This window comes from Rathayibacter sp. PhB186 (genome assembly GCF_003751825.1).
In the GTDB taxonomy this organism is placed as follows: Bacteria; Actinomycetota; Actinomycetes; order Actinomycetales; family Microbacteriaceae; genus Rathayibacter; species Rathayibacter festucae.
Map to the genome: position 1 here is coordinate 443,805 of NZ_RJKO01000001.1, position 20,455 is coordinate 464,259.

The following is a 20,455-nucleotide window of genomic DNA, read 5'->3' on the forward strand; positions in this document are numbered from 1 at the left end:
CCCCGCCCGACCCCGCGAGAGGACCCCCATGCGCATCGCCGTCACCGGCTGCTCCGGCACGCTCGGCACCGCGACCCTGGAGCGGCTGCTCGCCGACGGCCACGAGCCGATCGGCCTCGACCTGACGCCGCCGACGGTCGCGGTGCCCTTCACCCGCGTCGACTTCACCGACTACGGCCAGGCGCTCGACGCCGTGCTCGGCATCACCGCGCGGCACAGCGGAGTCGACGCGATCGTCCACCTCGCGGCGATCCCGGTGAACGGCCTGGTCCCGGACGCGGCGACCTTCCACGCCAACATGACCGTCTCCTTCAACCTGTTCCACTCCGCGCTGCGGGCCGGAGTAAAGCGGATCGTGCACGCCTCCAGCATCACCGCGATGGGCTTCCCCTTCGCCGAGCCGCCCGCCTCCCTCCCGCTCACGGAGGAGGACGGCGACCGCGCGAACAACACCTACGGCCTGGTCAAGGTCCTCGAGGAGGCGATGGCCCGGCAGCTCGTCCGCTGGGACCGGGACTGCTCGATCACCGCGCTGCGCTTCACCAACATCACCCGGGCCGGCGAGTACTCCCGCTTCGTCGAGCGCGCCGGCGACCCGGCCTACCGCCGCGAACTGCTGTGGAGCTACGTCGACGCCCGCGACGGCGCGAGCGCGATCGCGCGTGCCCTGGAGGTCGGCGAGCCCGGCTTCGCCGTCTACGACATCGCCGCCTCCGACACCGGCCTGACGATCCCCTCGGCCGAGCTGGTCGCCGGAGCCTTCCCGGACGTGCCGCTGACCCGCCCCCTCGAGGGCTTCGAGACGGTCGTCTCGATCGACCGCGCCCGCGAGGCCCTCGGCTGGGAGCCCGCGCACCTCTGGCGCGCCGAGGTGGAGCTCGAGCGCCGCGCCTGAGCATCACCCGCCTCAGCGGACACGGCCCTGTCGGATCAGCGCGAAGCGAGCGACCGGATCCTTCGCTCGCCCGACATCAGGGTCGGCTCGCGCGGACGGGCACCTCGGGGAGTTCGATCGGGGTGACGGATGTCATCCCGCTGGCGTACGCGCGGGCCGTCTCCTCCCACTCACGCTGCGCCCGGAGCAGGAGGTCGAACGTGCCGAGCTCGCCGGCGCCGTAGACGAGCTTCTCGATCTCCGCCGCGTACGCCGTGAGCTCGCCCTGGTCGAACTCGCTCGTCCAAGCGAACAGGTCCGTGAGGCCCGCGGCGACGTCGCCGCGACGGCGGCCGATGGCGCGCAGCAACCGGCTCAAGAGCGCGATGCCGTCCTTCAGGGCAGCGAGATCGCGACCACGGAGGATGACGAGGTCGTCGCCGTCGCGACGGGTGATCCGGACCTGGCCCTCGTCGATGTGCGCGAGGACGTCCTCCGGCGTGCGGAGGAGTTCGGTGAAGGTCGCGGTGCTCATCGGGAGAGTCTGCTTCAGATGATCAGCTGATATCAGCCGGCGCGGAAGGTCAGCTCCAGGGACGCGTCCTCGAGTGGGACGCGGTAGCGCTCCGGGAGGGCCGGGCCGCAGGAGGCGCTGCCGACGCCCTGCTGGCGGACGTCGAGGTCGAGCACGACGTGGCCGGAGTCGCGCAGCTCGTGGGGATGCGCGGCGACGGCGAGGGCCTCGCTCGTCCAGCGGCGGGCGGTGAAGTCGAAGCCGTCGCCGGTGACGACGAGCGGTGACAGTCCCGGCCCGGTCAGGGTCAGCCGCCGGGTGCCGACGTGGTTGCCGTTCTCCTGCGGCACGACGTACGGCGTCTGCAGAGCGTCGATGCTCGCGGCGAAGCGGCCGAAGCGGACGGCGTCGAGGGTGTCGGCGTAGGACTCGCCGGGGCCGCGGCCGAGCCAGTCGGCGTCCGCGAAGCCGCCCGGGAGCGTCAGGCGGAGGCCGAGGCGCGGCGGGGTCACCGAGTGGTGGCCGTGCGGGGTGTCCTGCCAGGCGCCGGTGAACGCGAACCGCGCGGCGAGGTGCAGCGCGCCCTCCTCCGCCGTCCAGACCAGGCGGCTGAGCACGGCGAGCGTCTGGGTCGCCGGTCCGCTCCGGGTGGTCGCGGTGACGGAGTGCTCGTCGCGCTCGACCGAGACGGTGCGGTGCAGGACGCGGTCGAGGCCGACGGCCGACCAGCTCGCGGCGAGCGCGTTCAGCGTCCCCTGCCCGCGGTCGTTCTCGGTCGGCGCGCGCCACAGGTCGACGAGGGGACCGTCGACGGGCACGCCGCCGAGGGAGAGGAGCCGCCCGGTGCGCGGGTCGAGCAGGGCGTCGCCGAGGCGCAGCACGCCGTCCTCGTCGGCGACCCGTGCTGAGCGGCGGCGGACGGCGGGGGTCGGCGCGTCGATCCGCTGCCCCCACGCCACCTCGTGGCCGGCGGGCGCCCAGGGCGCCGCCTCGGCCAGCTCGGCCGAGACGGTGAGGACACCCGCGACCGGTGCCGTGAACGGCACGACGACGCTCCCGCGGGCCGGCACGGCGGGGACGTCGAGCAGGCCCTCCGCGAGCAGCGCCCCGTCGTCCTCGACCCGCCAGCGCCAGCGCAGTGCCGCGGTGTCGACGACGTCCTGCCGGCTGCGGATCGCGATCGCCCCCTCCGCCACGTCGATCACCACGGGTGCGATCGCCCGCGCGAGCGACGCGAGGCCGGGCGAGGGCGTGCGGTCGGGGAAGAGCAGCCCGTCGATGCAGTAGCTGCCGCCGTTCGGCTGGAAGTCGATGTCGCCGCCGTGCCGGAAGTGCTCCGACCCGTCGGCGGTGGTCGCGCGGAAGCCGTGGTCGATCCACTCCCAGACGAAGCCGCCGGCCATCCGGTCGGACGACTCGAGGATCCGCTGGTACTCGTCGAGCGAGCCTGGGCCGTTGCCCATCGCGTGCCCGTACTCGCAGAGCACGAAGGGCAGGCGCCGGCGGCGCGCGTCGTCGGGCGAGCCGGCCACCACGCCCTCGGGGGTCGGCTCCCGCCGCTCGGCGATCGCCTCGAGCTCCTCCAGCGCGGGGTACATCGCCGAGGAGAAGTCGGAGTTGCGGAAGCTCGGATCGCGCTCGTAGTGGATCGGCCGGCTCGGATCGAGCCGGCGCACGACCCGCTCGAGCACGTCGAACGACTCGCCGACCATGCTCTCGTTCGCGAGCGACCAGATGACGATGCTCGGGTGGCTGCGGTCGCGCGCGACCATCCGGGTGATGCGGTCGACGAGGGCCTCGCGCCACTGCGGCTCGGTCGGCGGGTTGCCCTGCCAGCCCGCGTAGATGAAGCCGTGCGTCTCGATGTCGCACTCCTCCAGCACCCAGAGTCCGAGCTCGTCGCAGAGGCGGAGGAAGGCGGGGTGCGGCGGATAGTGCGAGGTGCGCACCGCGGTGACGTTCGCCCGCTTCATCAGCTCGATGTCCAGGCGCATGGTCGCCTCGTCGAGGGCGCGGCCGCGATCGGGGTCGTGCTCGTGCCGGTTCACGCCGCGCAGGCGGACGGGGGAGCCGTTGACGGTGAAGACGCCGTCGCGGATCCGCACCGTGCGGAAGCCGACGGCGAGCTCGATCCGCTCGCCGGCGACCTCGAGCGTGCCGCGGTACAGGCGCGGCGACTCGGCGCTCCACGGCTCGACCGGCAGCCGGACGCTCTCGCCCGCCGGGGCCTCGAGGCCGAGCTCGGGCAGCCGGACCACGCCGGGCAGCTCGCCGCCCGCCTCGTCCAGCGCGCGCACCAGCAGGGTGCCCGTGCCGTCCTCGTAGTCGGCGGTGACGAGCACGTCGTCGGCCGCGCCGTCCGGTCGCCAGAGCAGCTCGACCTCGCGGAAGATGCCGGGCAGCCACCACATGTCCTGGTCCTCGAGGTAGCTCCCCGCCGACCAGCGCTGCACGCGGACGGCGAGCAGGTTCTCGCCGCGCCGCAGCGGCCCGGTGACGTCGAACTCGAAGGGCAGCCGGCTGCCCGTCGACCAGCCGAGCGGCTCGCCGTTCAGCCAGGCGGCGCCGCAGGAGTCGACACCCTGGAAGCGCAGCACGGTCCGGCCGTCCTCCGGCCAGCCGGCGGGCAGCTCGAAGCGCAGGCGGTGGTCGCCGGTCGGGTTCTCCTCCGGCAGGTGCGGGGGATCGAGCGGGAAGGGGAACGCGGTGTTCGTGTAGAGCGGGTCGCCGTGGCCCTCGAGCACCCAGTGCGACGGGATGCGCAGCAGGTCCCAGTCCGCATCGTCGAGCAGCGGATCCGCGAACCCCGGCCCGGTCCCGTGCGCGGTCGGCGCGAGCCGGAAGCGCCAGTCCCCGTCGAGCCGCAGCCGCGGCGCGTCGCTGAGCACGTCCGCCCGCGGCCGCCGCCGCCCCTCACCCGGCCGGGGATCCTCCCAGTACGCCTCCTCCGCGAGATGCCACTTGTGCACGGCTTTCACGGCGTGTCGCCCGCACAGGTGGCATCTCGCGGGAGAGGGGAGGGGGAGGGGGAGGGCGCGCGCATCCGTCAGCCCTTCACGGAGCCGGCGGCGAGGCCGGCCATGATCTGCTTGTTGAGGAAGAGGTAGAGCACGAGCATCCCGAGGATGTTGATGCTGATCGAGGCGAACAGCGGTCCGTACTGCGTCGAGCCGTACTCGTCGCTGAAGTTCAGCAGCCCGACCTGCACCGTGGCCAGCTCGTCGTTCGTCGTGAAGGTCAGCGCGATCAGCAGGTCGTTCCAGACCGCGAAGAACTCGACCAGCGCGATCGTGATGATCGCGTTGCGCATCATCGGCACGCCGACCCGCCAGAAGGCGGTGATCATGCTCGCGCCATCGATCGCGGCGGCCTCGAAGATCTCGCGGGGGATCGCGCGGAAGTAGGCCGTCATCAGGAACACCGTCAGCGGCAGCCCCATCACCGTGTAGGTGATGATCAGCGGCCAGAGCGAGTTCGTCAGCCCGGTGCGGAAGTACACCGTGAAGAGCGGGACCAGGATCATCTGGCCGGGGATCATGATGCCCGCGATGAACAGCAGCAGCACCGTGTTGCGGCCGCGCCAGACCAGGACCTCGAGCGCGAACGCGGCGGCGACGCCGAGCACGATCATCAGGGCGAGCGAGGGGACGGTGACCAGGACGCTGTTGCGCAGGTTCGTCGCCAGGTCGCCCTCCGTCAGCGCCGAGACGTAGTTCGAGAAGTCCAGGCTCTGCGGCAGCGCCCAGGTCGGGTTCGCGAAGAACTCGTTCTGCGTCTTGAACGAGCCCATCACGATCCAGAAGATCGGGTACGCCTCGACGACGACGAGCAGGCCGATCAGGACGCGGCCGATCCAGCGCCGGGTGCCGCGGCCGAGGCTGCGGACCCGGCGGTGCGGGCCGGCCGGCACCGAGGGGCGGGTGCGGGGCGCGGGGCGGGAGAGGGTTCCGGTGGACACCTCAGGCCTCCTTCGTGTTGTCGCGGCGCGACGAGCGGAAGATGAAGAGGGTGACGAGGAAGCACATGATCGTCAGCACCAGCGCGATCGTCGAGCCGTAGCCGTAGTCCGAGTAGCTGAAGACGGTGCGGTACATGTAGAGCGTCAGCGGTGTCGTCGAGCTGCCCGGCCCGCCGTTGTTCAGCGCGAGCAGGGTGTCGAAGACCTTGAGCGTGCTGTTGAAGCTGAAGATCACCGACGACAGCAGCACCGGCAGCGACAGCGGCAGCACGATCGAGGAGACCAGGCGCCAGCCGGTCGCCCCGTCGAGGCGGGCCGACTCAAGCGTCTCCTCCGGGATGTCGACGAGACCGGCGTAGAGCAGGATCGCGAAGAAGCCCATCGAGCGCCAGAGCTCCATGATCACGGCGACGGCGAAGGTGCCCTCGGCGGTCGCGAACCAGTCGATGCTGCCGAGACCGAGGAAGCCCAGGCCGGCGTTGACCGGGCCCTCCTGGCCGCCGACGGCGAACATGCTCTTGAAGAGCAGCGCGACGGCGACCGTGGGCAGCACGGTCGGGAAGAACACCACGGTGCGGACGAAGGAGGACGCGTTCTTCAGCACGAAGACGTAGAGCAGTGCGAGCGCGTAGCCGAGCACGACCTGCCCCGCAGTGATCACGAGGGAGTAGCGGACGGTGAACCAGAGGGCCTCGAGCGCCTGCGGATCCTGCAGGAAGCGCAGGAAGTTCTCGCCGCCGGAGAACTCGAAGCCGCTGAGCGGATTGCCGGTGAAGAAGGTGAGTCCGAGCGACCAGAGCACCGGGACGAGCTTGATGAGCGTGTAGACGGCGAGGGCCGGTCCGAGAAGGATCAGGATCGCCTTCTTGTCTCCGAGGACGCTGTTCACGGAAGCGCTGTCCTTTCGACGTGCGCGCAGGGCGTGCACGCGGGGGAGGAGGAAGAGGAGGGACGCGGGCCGGCGGCGGGAGGAGCCGCCGGCCCGCTCGGGATCACTGCGCCTGGTCGAGATCGGCCTGGAGGGCCGCCATGTAGTCCTCGGCGCTCATGCCGCCCGAGACCAGCAGCGAGACGTTGGTCTGCGCGTCCGAGGTGGTCTTCGCGTCGAAGAGGGCCTCGAACCAGAGCACGGTCTCGTCCGCCTCGTTCACGTACTCCTGGACCGTGGTGGTCAGCGGCGGGACGTCGGTGACCTCCTCGTTCAGCGCGAAGCCCGAGATGACGCCCTGGTTCTGCAGCACGCTCGAGCCGTAGTTCTCGGCGATGCAGGTCAGCCAGTCGCCGACCCCGTCGTCGTAGGCCTTCGTCGAGGTCGCGGTCGCCGCTCCGGCGTTGGCCGGCCACTGGCTGCTGTCGCCCGCGCCGCCCGTGACGTTCGGGAACGGCAGGAAGCCGACGTTCTCCTCGCCGATCTGGTTCTGAGCGGGGTCGTTGAGATTCGCCAGGAACCAGGAGCCGTTGTAGGTCATCGCGGCCTCGCCGGTGAGGAACTGGGCGTTCGCGGTGTCGGTGTCGCGCGAGGTGACGCCCTCGCCGAACAGGCCCGCGCTGCCGAGATCGGCGACGGCCTGAGCGCCCTCGATGTACTCGGCGTCGGTGAGCTTCGCATCGCCGGACTGGATGTCCTTCATGGCGTCCGGGCCGATCGAGCGGAAGAGGTAGTTGCCGATCAGGCGGGTGAGCGGCCAGCCCTGGCTGCCGGCCTCGGTGAGCGGGACGACTCCGGCGGCCTTCAGCGTCTCGAGGGCGGCGACGAGCTCGTCCCAGGTCTGCGGCTCGGCGATGCCGTTCGCCGCCAGGATCTGCTTGTTGTACCAGATGCCCTCGACGTTGTACTGGAACGGCAGCGAGACCATGCCGCCGTAGACCGAGGTGATCGTCGAGCGGGCGGCGGGGAGGACGTCGTCCCAGACGCCGAGCTCGGTGAGCTTCTCCTCGTAGTCGACGATGAGGTCGTTCTTGCCGAGGTCGCCGTCGGGGCGGACCTGCGCGGTGCCGGCGACGAAGCTGGTGGGCAGCGCGTCCTGGCTCGCGAGCAGCGTGATCTTCTGCACCACGTCGGCCTGGGCGACCGTCTGGCTGTCGAGCGGCATCGCCTCGTTCTCGGCGGAGCAGGCGCCCTCGCCGAGGGTGGCGAGCTCGTCGCGGATGATCGAGTTCTCGGCCGGGGTGAGGACCGAGAAGGAGCCGGCGGCGCCGGACTCGGACGAGCCGCCGCCGTCGCCCGAGGCGCAGCCGGTGAGCAGCAGCACGGCGGCTCCGGTGCCGGCGACGAGCCCGGTGAGGGCCGAGCGGGAGCGACGTCCGCGGGATTCTGCAGAGCGGGACACATTTCCTCCTTGAAAGGTGCAACGGCGTTTCGAACGGGCCATGCCGAGCGGGCATTGTTTGAAACGTTACAATTCAGGAGGCTAGCGACGGGTGTGCGAGCTGTCAAGACTGTCTTGACACGTTTCAAAAGCTGCGGAACGATGAAGCCGTCGTCCGGGCGCTGGAGCCCGATGGCCGCTCAGCGGCGCACGACGAGGATCGGAGAGACATCGCATGGAACTCGACGGGCAGCGCGCCCTGGTCACCGGTGGCGCGGGAGCGCTCGGACGGGTCGTCTGCCGCGAGCTCGCCCGCGCGGGAGCCGACGTGGTCGTCGTCGATCTCGACGCGGCGGGAGCGGAGGAGGTCGCCCGGAGCGTGCGCGAGGAGGGCAGGGCCGCTCGCGCCGTCGCGGTCGACCTGACCGACTTCGACGCCGTGCAGCGCGCCCTCGGCGCCGTGATCGAGGAGGACGGCGCGATCGACGTGCTGGTCAACGGCGCCGGCGGCGGCGCGGTCTCGTTCTTCCACGAGATGACGGAGCAGACCTGGCGCACCCAGATGTCGCGGAACCTCGACACCGTCTTCGCGGTCACCCGCGCCGTGCTGCCCGCCATGCTCGAGCGGCGCTCCGGCCGGATCGTGAACATCGCCTCGGTCGCGGCCGTCGCCGGGGGGCGGCTCGTCCGCGGGGCGACCGCCTACGCTGCCGCCAAGGCCGGGGTCGTCGGCCTCACCAAGGCGCTCGCGATCGAGGTCGCCGACCAGGGCGTCACCGTCAACGCGCTCGCGCCCGGCGCGCAGCGCACGCCCGGCCGGGACAACGACACCCCCGAGCGGCGCGCGGCGCTGCTCGACCAGATCCCGTCGCGCCTGCTCGGCGAGCCCGAGCACCTCGCCCGGACGATCGTGTTCCTGGCGTCGCCGGCGGCCGTCAACATCACCGGAGTGATCCTGCCGCTCGACGGCGGGCACTCGATCTAGTGATCCCAGGAGACTCCGACATGACCCAGCCCACTGCCGACCCCGAGCGCCTCGCCCGCGGCCGAGCCGCCTTCGACGCCGTGTACGGCGAGGGCAAGGCCGACGGCCTGATCGCGCTGCAGCGCGGCCGCGCCCAGGACCTCGCCCGCTACGGCCTCGAGTTCAACTTCGGCGACGTCAACTCGCGGCCGGGTCTCACCCTGCGCGAGCGCGAGCTGATCACCCTCGGCGTCCTCACGGCGCTCGGCGGGGTGGACGCGCAGCTCCGGGGGCACACCCGCGCGGCCGTCAACACCGGGGCGACGGCGGAGGAGATCGTCGAGGCGGTCATCCACACGGTGCAGTACGTCGGCTTCCCCCGCGCGCTCAACGCGGTGAAGGTGGTGTCGGAGGCGCTGGAGGCGCACGGCGTCGCGCTGCCGGAGCCGCTGCTGCCGGAGTCGCCGGCGGAGTCGCCGCTCCGCGAGTAGGGAGCGGCGCGTGAGAGCATCGAAGCCCGTCCGACGCCCCGTCGCGGCGCCCGCCAGCACGAGGAGACAGCGATGACCAGGGTCGGCATCCGCGACGTCGCCGCCGCCGCCGGCGTCTCGATGGGGACGGTCTCGCACTTCCTCAACCACCCCGCGCGCGTCTCCGACACCAAGGCGAAGCGGATCCAGGAGGCGATCGAGGCGCTGGGCTTCGTGCGCAACAACGCGGGCCGTCAGCTCCGGCTGGGGCAGAGCTCCACCATCGCCTACATCGCTCCCGACGTGTCCAACCCCTTCTTCGCGATGATCGCGGAGGGCGCGGAGCGGCGCGCGGCCGAGCTCGGGCTGTCGCTGTTCCTGGCGAACTCCGGCGGCGAGACCTCCCGCGAGGACGCCTACCTCGAGCTGTTCGAGGAGCACGGAGTGCGCGGGATGCTGGTCGCGTCGCACGGCTCGATCGAGGACCGCCTCGCCTCGGTCCGCTCGCGCGGGACGCCGACCGTGCTCGTCGGCCGGCACGCGGCCGCCGAGACCCAGCCCTCGGTCTCGATCGATGAGGTGCTCGGCGGGCGGCTCGCGGCCGAGCACCTGCTCGCGCTCGGCCGCCGCCGCCTGGCCTTCGTCGGCGGCCCGCTGTCGATCCAGCAGGTCGGCGAGCGCCTGTCGGGCGCCAGCCGCGCGGTCGCCGCGGTGCCCGGCGCGACCCTCGAGATGATCGACGTGCAGCACCGCGTGATCGCGGAGGGGCACGAGGTCGGCGAGGCGATCGCCGACCGGGAGCCCGCCGCGCGCCCCGATGCGATCTTCGCCGTCAACGACCTGCTGGCCATCGGCCTCGAGCAGGTCCTGATCGGCCGGGGGATCCGCGTGCCCGAGGACATCGCCCTCATCGGCTACGACGACATCGAGTACGCGGAGGCCTCGATCGTGCCGCTGAGCTCGATCCGGGCGCCGCAGGAGTCGTTCGGCGCGTCGGCGGTCGACCTGCTTCAGGAGGTCGTGTCCGCCGAGGGCGACGGCGTCGTCGACCGGCGCCGGGTCTTCGCGCCGGAGCTCGTCGAGCGCGCGTCCACGCGCGGTCGCTGAGCCACGGGGTCGGGCGCGCCCGTGCCCGCCGCCCGGGAGGGGGCCCGGCGTCCTCGGGGTGGGCGGGTCTCGATACGCCCCTGCGGGACTACTCGACCAGCATGCAGGCTCCCCTGCGGGGCTGCTCGACCAGCATGCCGATCGCCCTGCTCGCGGCTGCGAGCCGGCCGCCGGCGCTCGATCATGCTGATCGAGTAGCCCACGGAGTGGGCGTATCGAGATCCTCGCGGGCAGCCCCGTGCGCACTCGGCGCGGCGCCGGCTCGTCGACCAGCGTGCTGATCGCCCTGCTCGAACCGACGTCCCGCGCCAGAAGTGAGGCAGTTTCGCCTTCTCGAGTCGACGGGCCTAAGCTGCCGTGTCGGTCAGCCGCTCCTCGCCGGTTCGTGCCCTCGCTGAACGGATCCGCCGGGTCCTCTCCCGGGTTTCCCGGAGCGGTGGGGGGCGGCGCCGGACGCGCGTGGCGCGGACGGGGGGCGTGCGCCGGGCGGTGCGACTGCGATTCACTGAGGCTTCCTGCAGTGATGACAGCGTTACCACCGTGCGCCTGTCTCGACTCCCGACGAGTCGCTCCAGCTCGTCCTCACCCTCTCTCAGAACGGATCCGCCATGTCCACTCACCCCTCCGATTCCTCCGGTCCCTCGCGCCGCTCCGTGACCGCGAGCGCGATGTGGAGCATCCCCGTCGTCGGTGCGGCGGTCGCTGCCCCGCTCGCCGCGGCCTCGACGCTGCCCTGCACCAGCACGACGCTGTTCACGCAGTCGAGCATGTCGTTGAATCCGCTGACCCTCACCGCGACCTCGCCCACCGGCACGTCGACCTCGGTCCGCATCACCTCGGTCCTGGCGGCGGACACCACGACCACGCCCACGACCGACCCCAGGAGCTTCAACCTGACCCAGGACGGCACCGCGTGGTACGCCGGTGGAACATTCCAGTTCGCGAACGAGGTGCCGCTGAGCTTCTACGAGCCCGGGCTGCTCCTCCTGAACCAGCGTCGCGCCGGGCGGGTCTCGACGACGACCGAGAACGTTCCGGAGGTGCCGACGCCGGGATCGGACTCGCAGACGCTGATCTTCGAGTTCTTCGACGCCGACGGGAACTCGTTCGACCCGACGGACGTCCAGCTCACCGTCCTGAACATCTCGTCGGACGCGACCAGCCTGGGGCTCTACTGGGCGCTGAAGTCCTGGTCGACCGTCGGCTTCAGCGTCGCGCCCACGTCGATCTCCTCGCGCGGCGGCGCGGCGGGAGTCGGCGCCGGCACGATCGCCGATCCCTTCCGGCGCGCCACCGCCGGGGAGCGGGCTGTACCGCTCGCGCCGCGCTACGACACCTTCACGTTCCGCTCCTTCCCGTCCGGCAGCTCGCTCGTCTACAGCCAGTTCGGCGGCTTCCAGGGCTGGCACAGCAGCGCGATCACGGGCCTCGGCTTCCGCTCCAGCGACTGCTGAGCGCTCGTTCCACGCCAGCGGGGAGGGGAACGCCGCACTCGGGCGACCGCTGCTCCTACGCTGCCGGGGTGCCCGGTCGGATTCCGGCCGCACTCCTGGTCTCACGGAACGGATCCCGCATGTCGCAGCGCCGCCCCGACCCGCACGGCCCCACCCGGCGCAGCGTCGCCGCGAGCGCCGTGTGGGGCGTCCCCGTCGTCAGCGCGGCGGTGGCCGCCCCGCTCGCCGCCGCCTCGCCCGCCCCGTGCTTCAGCACGACGGTGTTCCCGCCGGCGAGCGTCGCGAGCGACCCCACCGTGCTCACCGCGATCTCGCCGGGGGGAGCGGTGTCGACGGTGCGGATCACGTCCGTCCTCGCGCCGGGCACCACGACCGAGTCGCAGGGCCGGAGCTTCGATCTGACCGGGGAGGGCTCCGTGTGGATCGGGGAGGAGACCGGTCCGCCGCCGAGCGAGACGGTCGCGCGCGCCGGGGAGCCCGGCGCGTTCGGTCCCGGGACGCTCCTGCTGAACCAGCGTCGTGCCGGGGCACTCACGCAGACCCCGTCGCCCGGGTCCGACTCGCAGACGCTGACCTTCCACTTCTTCGGAGCGGACGGGCGGCCGTTCGACCCGCTCGACGTCCGGCTCACCTTCCAGAACATCACGTCGCTCTCGGACCCCTCGCTGCCCTGGGTGGCGGGCTGGTGGACCACCGTCGGCTTCAGCCTCGCGCCGACCTCGATCTCCGCCCAGGGCTCCGACCCGGGAGTCGGCACGGGCACGGTCGCCGACCCGTTCCGGCGCAGCACCTCCTTCGAGCCCGTCCTCGTCAACGACCCCCGCTTCGACACCTTCGCGTTCGACGTCCTCCCCTCGGGGAGCACGCTGACCCTGAGCCAGCACGACGGTCAGCAGGGCTGGCACTCGACAGCGCTGACCGCGCTGCGCTTCCGCGCCGGCGACTGCTGAGCACCGCGGCGTCAGCGGAGGCGGGCCACTCCCCGCGGGCGCCCCTCCCGGCTCAGGGAGCAGCCGTCAGCCGACCGCGGCCGCCTCGGGATCGGGGATCGCCGTGAGCAGCGCCCGCGTGTACGGATGCTGCGGCGCCTCGAAGATCTGCGCGGGCGTGCCCGACTCGACGATCCGGCCCTTCTGCATCACGTGCACGGTGTGCGCGAGCATCCGCACCACGGCGAGGTCGTGGCTGATGAAGAGGTAGCTCAGCCCGAGCTCGCGCTGCAGCTCGGCCAGGAGCGCGAGGATCTGCTCCTGCACGAGGACGTCGAGCGCCGACACCGCCTCGTCGAGCACGACCAGCTCGGGCGAGAGGGCGAGCGCGCGGGCGATCGCCACCCGCTGGAGCTGCCCGCCCGAGAGCTCGCGCGGCAGCTTCTCCGCCACCTCGGGCGGCAGGGCGACCTGCGCGAGCAGCTCGGCGACCCGCCGCCGCCGGCTCTCACCGTCGCCGACCCGGTGCAGCAGCAGCGGCTCCTCGATGCTGCGGGCCACGGTGTAGCGCGCGTCGAACGAGCTGTACGGGTTCTGGAACACCGGCTGCACGTGCCGGCGGAAGTCCATCAGCTCCTTCCCGCGCAGGTGCGCGACGCTCCGGCCGCGGAACTCGATCGCGCCGGTCGTCGGCTCCTCGAGTCGCAGCACGAGCTTCGCCGTCGTCGACTTGCCCGAGCCGGACTCGCCGACGACCGCGACGGTCCGGCCGCGCGGGATGTCGAACGAGGAGGACTCGACGGCGGTGAACGGCGCCCTGCGGCCGAGGCCCGAGCGCACCGGGTACTGCTTCCCGACCTCGCGGAGCCGCACCAGCGGCTCGACGCCCTCGGACGCGGGCGCGTCCTCGACCAGCCGGGTCGACGACAGGGTCGGCGCCGCGGCCAGCAGCCGCCGGGTGTACTCGTGCTGCGGAGCGCGCAGGACGGCCGCCGCCTCGCCCTGCTCGACCACCTCGCCGCGGAACAGCACCAGCACGCGGTCGGCGCGCTCGGCGGCGAGGGCGAGGTCGTGCGTGATCAGGATCACCGCGGTCCCCATCTCGGCGGTGAGGCGGGCGAGCTGATCGAGGATCCCGCGCTGCACGGTGACGTCCAGCGCGCTGGTCGGCTCGTCGGCGATGAGCAGCCGCGGGCGGCAGGCGAGGCCGATCGCGATCAGCACTCGCTGACGCATGCCGCCGGACAGCTCGTGCGGGTACTGCCGCGCGCGCCGGGCCGGCTCGGGGATGCCCACCATCTCGAGCAGCTCGACGACCCGGTCGCGCGCGGCGGCACCCCGGAGGCGCCCGTGCACGAGCAGCGCCTCCGCGATCTGCGCGCCCACCCGCTGCAGCGGATTCAGATTCGACATCGGATCCTGAGGCACCAGCCCGATGCCGGCGCCGCGGATCGCGGTCATCCGCTTCTCCGTCGCCTGCGCGAGGTCCTCGCCCTCGAAGAGGATCGTGCCGGAGGAGATCCGGCCGTTCTCCGGGAGCAGCCGGTTGATGCTCGCGGCGGTCGTCGACTTCCCCGAGCCCGACTCGCCGACGACGGCGATCGTCTCACCCGCGCGCAGATCCAGGTCGAGGTGGCGCACCGCCTCGATCTCGCCGACCGGAGTGGCGAACGAGATCGAGACGTCGCGGAGGGAGAGCAGCGGATCGGTCACGGGAGCGGCCTCAGACCGCGGCGGTCTCGAGCGCGGAAGCCTCGGTCGCGGAAGCCTCAGTCGCGGGCGCCTCGAGCGACCAGGACGCCTCGATCTCGGCCAGGTCGACGACCTCGCCGAACGACCAGGCGATCCCGAACAGCGCGAAGTGGTTCCGCTCGGCCGTGAACTCGGCGACGGCGTCGCGCACCACGTAGGTGCCGTAGTCGCGCTGGCCCGCGTCCCTCGCGGTCGACTCGACGCAGATGTTGGTCGTCACTCCGCAGATCACCACGTTGCGGACGCCCATGCCGTTCAGCACCGGCTCGAGGCGGGTGCCGTAGAACGCACTCGGCCGGGACTTGTCGATCACGATCTCGTCGGGCCGCGCCTCCAGCTCCGGGATCAGCTCGATCTCGTCGGTGCCGGCGCCGAGCGAGTTGGAGGCGATCCGCTCGGCCGCCTTCGCGCCGCGGACGGGGCCGAAGTCGACCATGCCGGGCATGTAGACGTAGCGGGTGAAGATGACCGGCACGCCGGCGGCGCGGGCGTCGCGCACCAGGCGGAGGGTGCCCGGAATGGCGTCGCGCAGCGGCGTGACGTCGATGCCCGAGCGGCCGAGCGAGTCGTCGTTGTCGAAGAAGGCGCGCTGCATGTCGACGACGATGAGCGCGGTGTTCTCGCGGGGGATGGTGGTCATGGCGGTGCTCCTGATCGGTAGAGGTGGAGAGAGAGCGGTTCAGTTGAAGACGAGCATCCCGTCGGGTCGCGGGCTCCAGTCCAGGCCCTGCGCGACGCCGTAGGTGTAGGTGTCGGTGAAGAGCGGGGCGTAGTAGGTGTTCTCGGCGACGAGCGCCGAGATCTGCGCGAAGTCGTCGGCGCGCGCGGTCTCGTCGGCCTCGCCGGTCTCGGCGGCGAGCAGCTCGTCGATCGCGGGGTCGGAGACGTAGCCCTGACCGCCGGTCTTGAGCAGCATCGTCAGCGGCAGGTCGGCGTCCATCACCGAGGGGGCGAAGGCGTAGAGGTAGAGGCCGGGCAGCGAGGCCGAGAACCAGCTGCCGCTGAAGGTGTTCGCCTCCTGGCCGTCGAGCTCGATCGTGAGCCCGACCTCCTCGAGCTGGCTCGCGACCGCCTGCGCGATCTGGTCGATCTGCGGCAGACCGTTCGTCGGGTAGGAGAGCGTGATCGGGCTACCGTCGTAGCCGGAGGCCGTGATCAGCTCGCGGGCCGCGTCGGCGTCGGTCTCGGTCGCGGGGAGCGCCTCGTCGTAGCCGAAGGAGACGGGGGCGATCAGCTGGCCGGTCGGGGTGACCGCTCCGCCCAGCAGGTCGTCGCTGATCGCGGTGCGGTCGATCGCGAGGTCGACGGCTTCGCGCACCGAGGGGTCGGAGAGCCAGGGGGCCGTCGCGTTGAAGCCGGTGTAGAGCACGCGGTTCGACTCCTGCTCGACGACGTCGACCGTGCCGGAGCCCTCGACCGCCGCGACGTTCGAGGGGCCGAGCAGCGCCAGGTCGAGATCACCGGACTGGACCGAGTTGGCGCGGGTCGTCTCGTCGGGCACCGGCTGGAAGACGACCTCCTCGTAGGCGCCCTTCTCGCCCCAGTAGTCGTCGTTGCGCTCGAGCGTGATCGAGTCGCCGTTCACCCAGGAGGCGACGGAGTACGGGCCCGAGCCGACCGGCGCCTTCGCGAACGCGGCCGGTCCTTCGGCCTCGTAGACCGCCCGGGGGATGATCGGGACGAGCGTGACCTGGCGGTCGAAGGGGGCGAACGGCGTGTTCAGCGTGAAGGTGACCTCGTCCTCGCCGGTCGCCACGACCGACTCGACCGCCGAGAGGTAGCCGCCGAGGTTCGACGCCGGATCGCTCATGGCCGTCTCGTAGGTGAAGACCACGTCCTCGGCCGTGACGTCGGTGCCGTCCTGCCAGGACGCGTCGTCGCGCAGGGTGAAGACCCAGCTGGTCAGCGAGTCGTCGTGGGTCCAGCCCGAGGCGAGCCGCGGCGAGACGCTGCCGTCGGCGTCCACCTGGGCGAGCTGGTCGAAGACGTTGTAGAAGATGTTCAGCGCCGGCAGCTGGGTGTCGTAGAGCGGATCGAGCGAGGACGGCTCGCCGGTCAGCGCGACGGTGATGCTCGTGGTGTCGGCGGCCGAGGCGGAGCCGTCGTCGAAGCTCGCGCAGCCGCCGAGGGCGAGGGTCGCAGCGCCGACGAGCGCGACGGCGCCGACGGCGCGACGGCCGGGGCGGGATCGGCCGGGGCGGCGGGAGGAGGAAGGGGTCACGGGGAGGCCTTTCGGGAGGGGGGGAAGCGGGGGGAGAGGGGGAGCGGGCGCTCAGCGGCGCGGGCGCGCGCCCTGGGAGACGAACTGGATCCCGCCGATGACGAAGAGGATCATCAGCGCGGGCAGGAGGGTGAGCGCGGCGTCGGTCTGCAGGTACTTCTGGCCCTCGTTGATCATCAGACCGAGGCTCGGCGTGGGCGGCTGGATGCCCAGGCCGAGGAAGCTCAGCGACGACTCGATGGTGATCACCACGCCGATCTCGAACGCCGCGAGGATCAGCACCTGCGGCAGCACGTTCGGCAGCAGGTGCTTGCGCACGATCCACCAGCCGCTGCCGCCCGCGGCCGTCACCGACGAGACGAACTCCCGCTCGCGCAGCGACACCGTGAGGGAGCGGGTCACCCGTCCGTAGCCGACCCAGTTGGTCAGGCCCAGGAGGGTCACCAGCAGCAGCGGACTCGAGCCGAGCGCCGCGACGAGGACGATCAGCAGCAGCACGACGGGGATCGCCAGCTGCACATCGCCGACGGCCATCAGGAAGCCGTCGAGGCGGCCGCGCCGCCAGCCGGCCAGCAGCCCGACCGAGAGACCGACGGCCGCGCTGATCGCGACGGCCCCGAGCGCGACCAGCAGCGAGACGCGCGTCGCGACCGCCAGGCGGCTGAGGGTGTCGCGGCCGAGCGCGTCGGTCCCGAGCAGGTGCGCCGGGTCGGCGAACGGCGCGGCGAGGCTGCCCGCGAGATCCTGCGAGTACGGGTCGAAGGCGGGGAGGAAGGGCACCACGATCACGACGAGCGCCACGACGGCGAGCATCACGACGGCGACGGCGACCGAGGGCCCCGGCAGACGGGCGGCGGCGAGCTGCCACCGGGTGCGGGTGCGGATGATCTCGGTGGTCACGACAGTGCTCCCTTCACGACAGTGCCCTTCACGACGCCGCGGTTCGCGACGATGCAACTGACGGCGGCGCCCCTCACGACAGCCGCACTCTCGGGTCGAGCACGGCGTAGAGCAGATCGACGACCAGGTTGATCACGATGAAGAGCAGGGCGATGACGACGACCCCCGCCTGGACGATCGGATAGTCGCGCTGGGTGACCCCCTGCACGATCAGACGGCCGAGACCCGGCCAGTTGAAGACCGTCTCCAGCACGACCAGCCCGCCGACGAGCACGCCGAGGTTGATGCCGGCGACCGTGATGATCGGCAGCATCGCGTTCGGGAGCATGTGCCGGAGCACGATCCGCGACCGCGGCACGCCCTTCGCCCGCGCGGTGCGGACGAAGTCGAGCGAGCGGCTCTCGTCGAAGGAGGCGTTGAAGAGGCGGAGGTAGAGCGCCACCTCGAAGGTCGCGATGGTGATCACCGGGATGACGTAGCTCGCGTAGGAGGTGCGGCCGAGGGCGGGCAGCAGCCCGAGCCCGACCGAGAAGACCAGGATCATCAGGATCCCGAACAGGTACGGCGGGATCGCCTGCCGGAGCGTCGCCGCCCAGAGCATCACGGTGCGCAGGCGGCGGTCGCCTGTGACCTCGGCGAACACGGCGAGCCCGGTCGCCAGCACGATCCCGATCACGAACGAGGTGATCGCGAGCTCGAGCGTCGCCGGCAGCCGGTCGAGCACCAGGGCGAGGGCGGGCTGCCCCTGCCGGATCGACTCGCCCAGATCGCCGCGCACCACGTCGCCGAGGAAGCCGAAGTACTGCGCGAGCAGCGGCCGGTCGAGTCCGAGGGCCCGCCGCACGTCCGCGACGTCCTCGGCGGTCGCCTGGTCGGGCAGCATCAGCCGCACCGGGTCGCCGGTCATCCGGGCCAGGACGAACGCGAACGTCAGCACCGCGAGCACCGTCACGACCGCCCGGAACGCGCGCCGGCCGAGGAAGCGGACCATGCCGTCACCCCCTGTCCTCCTGCTCAGCCCGGATGGATCGCCGGTGAGTCAGGAGCGTAGGAGCCGCTCCGGTCCGCGCTGATTGCGGGGGCGTGAAGCTTGGATTGCGCGACCGCCGCCCGCGCCACCGCAAGGATCGGCGCCCTGTCCGCCACTCGCCGTACCCCTCCCGCGAGGTGCCACTTGTGCACGCGACACGCCGGTGGAAGCGAGCACAAGTGGCATCTCGCGGAGGGGGAGGAGTGGCGGAATGCGGGGCGGATCGGCGTCGGTGCGCGGATCGGGATCGGGTCGACCGGCGCAATCGGGATTCAACAATCGGCTGTCAGGATCGTGCCTCGACGGCGGGTCTCCGCCCTGCCCGCTCCCTCCGGAAGGACACCCGCGCCATGACCCTCGAGACCTACTCGCCGGACCCGCAGCTGCTCCGGCAGGCCTTCTCGCACTTCCCCTCCGGCGTCGCCGCCTTCGCCGCGGAGGTGAACGGCACGCTCGAGGGCATGGTCGCCTCCTCGTTCAGCGTCGGCGTCTCGATGGACCCGCCGCTGGTGATGTTCGCCATCCAGAACTCGTCGACCACCTGGCCGGTGCTGCGCGGGGCCGGCCGCATCGGCGTCTCGGTGATGGGAGCCGGTCACAGTGTCGCCGCGCGCCAGCTCGCCTCCCGCAACAAGGCCGGCCGCTTCGAGGGCCTCGAGATCGAGCGGAGCGAGGCCGGAGCCGTCTTCGTGCACGGCTCACCGCTCTGGCTCGAGTGCTCGATCCACGGCGAGATCCCCGCCGGCGACCACCACGTCGTCCTGCTCGAGGTCACCGCCCTGCACAACGACGCGACGATCGAGCCGCTGGTCTTCCACGGCTCGGCCTTCCGGCACCTCCGCTCGGTCGCCTGACCGGGGCCGGGAGCGGTCGGGCTCAGACGCCCCAGTTCACGAACGGTGCGCGCAGGCTCGAGACGGTGACCTGATCCTCCGCGAGCGCCGCCACCCAGTTGGTCAGCTCGAAGTCCTCGGTGGTGCCGACGGTCGTCGTGTCGAAGAAGAAACTGCTGAGCGAGCCGTCGGTCGTGCTCTCCGGGTGCTCGGCCGCGACCTCCGCGGCGGCGTCGCCGACCGCGACTCCGCCCAGCGTGCTGATCGCGACACCGTCGACGGCGGGCGCGGTCGCCTCGAGCAGGATGTCCGGCTCGGGGTAGGTGAGCTCCGGCCCGCCGGCGTCGTAGACGTCGGTGTCCCGGAGGACGAAGCCCGGCCAGGTGTAGGCGCGGCTGCGGTAGCCCTCGTAGGGGATGTCGTCGGACTCGGTCGGCTCGCTGCCGAACGCCTCGGTGAGCGCCGCGACCGCGCCGGTGCCGTCGCGGTAGTCCCAGCTGCCCAGCTGCGTTCCGGAGGCGTCCACCAGCGAGAACGAGGTCGGCCCGATCAGCAGGCTCGCGGCGGCCGCGGGCGTCGCGGGCGTCGCGGGCGTCGCGGTCGGCGCGGGGGTCGAGGCGGGGGCCGGCGTCGCGGTGACCGTCGCGGTGGCGGTCACCGTCGCGGCCGGCTGGGCGACGGGCTCGTCGGAGGAGACGCAGCCGCTCAGGACCGTCCCGACGCCGAGGGCGAGGGCGGTGCCGGCGACAGCGGTGCGCAGGAGCGAGCGGGACGGGACGGGCATGGCGGACCCCCGGAGAAGCGGACGACGGGGGTCGCGGATCGTCCCCCACCGCCCATCCTCCCGCGCGGGAGCCGGCGACCGGGTAACGATGCGCTCTCCTGCGCCGGAGCTAGCAGGCGACGGTGTCCGAGAGCGGCTGCGCGTCCGCGTCGACACGCTCGAACTCGACGCGCTGGATGCGGTTCACCGCGACCACGCTGTACTGCTCGGGCCCGCGCGCGACCGGCAGGAACTGCCGCGTCTCCAGGTCGTGGGCGAGCTTGTGGCGATCACCGTGGAACGTGCAGGCGTGCGCCCTCTGCTCGGGATCGTCGACCAGGTAGAGCACCAGCTGGAGAACGGGCATCGCTTCCCTT

19 protein-coding genes are annotated in these 20,455 nt (G+C 72.1%); 7 read left to right on the plus strand and 12 right to left on the minus strand.

The features are described from left to right. Positions 1-28: 28 nt before the first annotated feature. Positions 29-895 (plus strand): NAD(P)-dependent oxidoreductase, encoded by an 867-nt coding sequence (locus tag EDF45_RS01980; RefSeq protein WP_123734780.1) that lies wholly within the window; start codon positions 29-31, stop codon positions 893-895. A gap of 76 nt (positions 896-971) precedes the next feature. Here the strand turns inward: EDF45_RS01980 and EDF45_RS01985 are convergent, their stop codons facing one another. From EDF45_RS01985 to EDF45_RS02005, 5 genes are all read right to left on the minus strand, one after another. Continuing rightward, positions 972-1,409: a hypothetical protein gene (locus tag EDF45_RS01985; protein ID WP_123734781.1), complete on the minus strand. Its 438-nt coding sequence runs from the start codon at positions 1,407-1,409 to the stop codon at positions 972-974. Between the two features lie 32 nt (positions 1,410-1,441). After that, positions 1,442-4,366 (minus strand): glycoside hydrolase family 2 TIM barrel-domain containing protein, encoded by a 2,925-nt coding sequence (locus EDF45_RS01990; RefSeq protein WP_260311737.1) that lies wholly within the window; start codon positions 4,364-4,366, stop codon positions 1,442-1,444. A 68-nt stretch (positions 4,367-4,434) separates the two neighbouring features. Continuing rightward, positions 4,435-5,346, minus strand: a complete 912-nt coding sequence (locus tag EDF45_RS01995) for a carbohydrate ABC transporter permease (RefSeq protein WP_243581075.1) — start codon at positions 5,344-5,346, stop codon at positions 4,435-4,437. Position 5,347: 1 nt separating this feature from the next. Continuing rightward, positions 5,348-6,235: a carbohydrate ABC transporter permease gene (locus EDF45_RS02000; RefSeq protein WP_123444732.1), complete on the minus strand. Its 888-nt coding sequence runs from the start codon at positions 6,233-6,235 to the stop codon at positions 5,348-5,350. 103 nt (positions 6,236-6,338) lie between these two features. Next, on the minus strand, positions 6,339-7,676 hold the full coding sequence (locus tag EDF45_RS02005; protein WP_260311738.1) for an ABC transporter substrate-binding protein: 1,338 nt from the start codon (positions 7,674-7,676) through the stop codon (positions 6,339-6,341). Between the two features lie 214 nt (positions 7,677-7,890). On the opposite strand from EDF45_RS02005, the gene EDF45_RS02010 reads away from it, so the two are divergent. The 5 genes from EDF45_RS02010 (at position 7,891) to EDF45_RS02030 (ending at position 12,600) form a co-directional block, all read left to right on the plus strand. Then, positions 7,891-8,640: an SDR family NAD(P)-dependent oxidoreductase gene (locus tag EDF45_RS02010; RefSeq protein ID WP_123701526.1), complete on the plus strand. Its 750-nt coding sequence runs from the start codon at positions 7,891-7,893 to the stop codon at positions 8,638-8,640. Positions 8,641-8,660: 20 nt separating this feature from the next. Next, positions 8,661-9,110 (plus strand): carboxymuconolactone decarboxylase family protein, encoded by a 450-nt coding sequence (locus EDF45_RS02015; RefSeq protein ID WP_123734784.1) that lies wholly within the window; start codon positions 8,661-8,663, stop codon positions 9,108-9,110. A 72-nt stretch (positions 9,111-9,182) separates the two neighbouring features. Continuing rightward, positions 9,183-10,196, plus strand: coding sequence for a LacI family DNA-binding transcriptional regulator (locus EDF45_RS02020; RefSeq protein ID WP_123731891.1), 1,014 nt, complete (start codon positions 9,183-9,185; stop codon positions 10,194-10,196). A gap of 608 nt (positions 10,197-10,804) precedes the next feature. Then, complete coding sequence (locus EDF45_RS02025) at positions 10,805-11,650, plus strand: hypothetical protein (RefSeq protein ID WP_123734785.1); 846 nt, start codon at positions 10,805-10,807, stop codon at positions 11,648-11,650. 119 nt (positions 11,651-11,769) lie between these two features. Further along, positions 11,770-12,600, plus strand: coding sequence for a hypothetical protein (locus tag EDF45_RS02030; protein WP_123734786.1), 831 nt, complete (start codon positions 11,770-11,772; stop codon positions 12,598-12,600). A 66-nt stretch (positions 12,601-12,666) separates the two neighbouring features. Here EDF45_RS02030 and EDF45_RS02035 read toward each other — a convergent pair whose 3' ends face one another. The 5 genes from EDF45_RS02035 to EDF45_RS02055 form a co-directional block, all read right to left on the minus strand. Then, on the minus strand, positions 12,667-14,292 hold the full coding sequence (locus EDF45_RS02035) for an ABC transporter ATP-binding protein (protein ID WP_123734787.1): 1,626 nt from the start codon (positions 14,290-14,292) through the stop codon (positions 12,667-12,669). 10 nt (positions 14,293-14,302) lie between these two features. Continuing rightward, positions 14,303-14,971: a cysteine hydrolase family protein gene (locus EDF45_RS02040; protein ID WP_123734788.1), complete on the minus strand. Its 669-nt coding sequence runs from the start codon at positions 14,969-14,971 to the stop codon at positions 14,303-14,305. A gap of 39 nt (positions 14,972-15,010) precedes the next feature. After that, positions 15,011-16,552, minus strand: a complete 1,542-nt coding sequence (locus tag EDF45_RS02045) for an ABC transporter substrate-binding protein (protein ID WP_123734789.1) — start codon at positions 16,550-16,552, stop codon at positions 15,011-15,013. Between the two features lie 51 nt (positions 16,553-16,603). Then, positions 16,604-17,452, minus strand: coding sequence for an ABC transporter permease (locus tag EDF45_RS02050; protein WP_123444743.1), 849 nt, complete (start codon positions 17,450-17,452; stop codon positions 16,604-16,606). Positions 17,453-17,525: 73 nt separating this feature from the next. Continuing rightward, positions 17,526-18,443 (minus strand): ABC transporter permease, encoded by a 918-nt coding sequence (locus EDF45_RS02055; protein WP_123734790.1) that lies wholly within the window; start codon positions 18,441-18,443, stop codon positions 17,526-17,528. Positions 18,444-18,832: 389 nt separating this feature from the next. Between EDF45_RS02055 and EDF45_RS02060 the strand changes: the two genes are divergently transcribed. Then, entirely contained in the window at positions 18,833-19,336 is a 504-nt protein-coding gene (locus EDF45_RS02060) for a flavin reductase family protein (RefSeq protein WP_123734791.1), read from the plus strand. Between the two features lie 22 nt (positions 19,337-19,358). Here the strand turns inward: EDF45_RS02060 and EDF45_RS02065 are convergent, their stop codons facing one another. Together EDF45_RS02065 and EDF45_RS02070 are read right to left on the minus strand one after the other, a co-directional pair. Next, positions 19,359-20,099, minus strand: coding sequence for a hypothetical protein (locus EDF45_RS02065; protein ID WP_123734792.1), 741 nt, complete (start codon positions 20,097-20,099; stop codon positions 19,359-19,361). Between the two features lie 109 nt (positions 20,100-20,208). Then, positions 20,209-20,445: a hypothetical protein gene (locus EDF45_RS02070; RefSeq protein WP_123444746.1), complete on the minus strand. Its 237-nt coding sequence runs from the start codon at positions 20,443-20,445 to the stop codon at positions 20,209-20,211. Between the last annotated feature and the right edge of the window lie 10 nt (positions 20,446-20,455).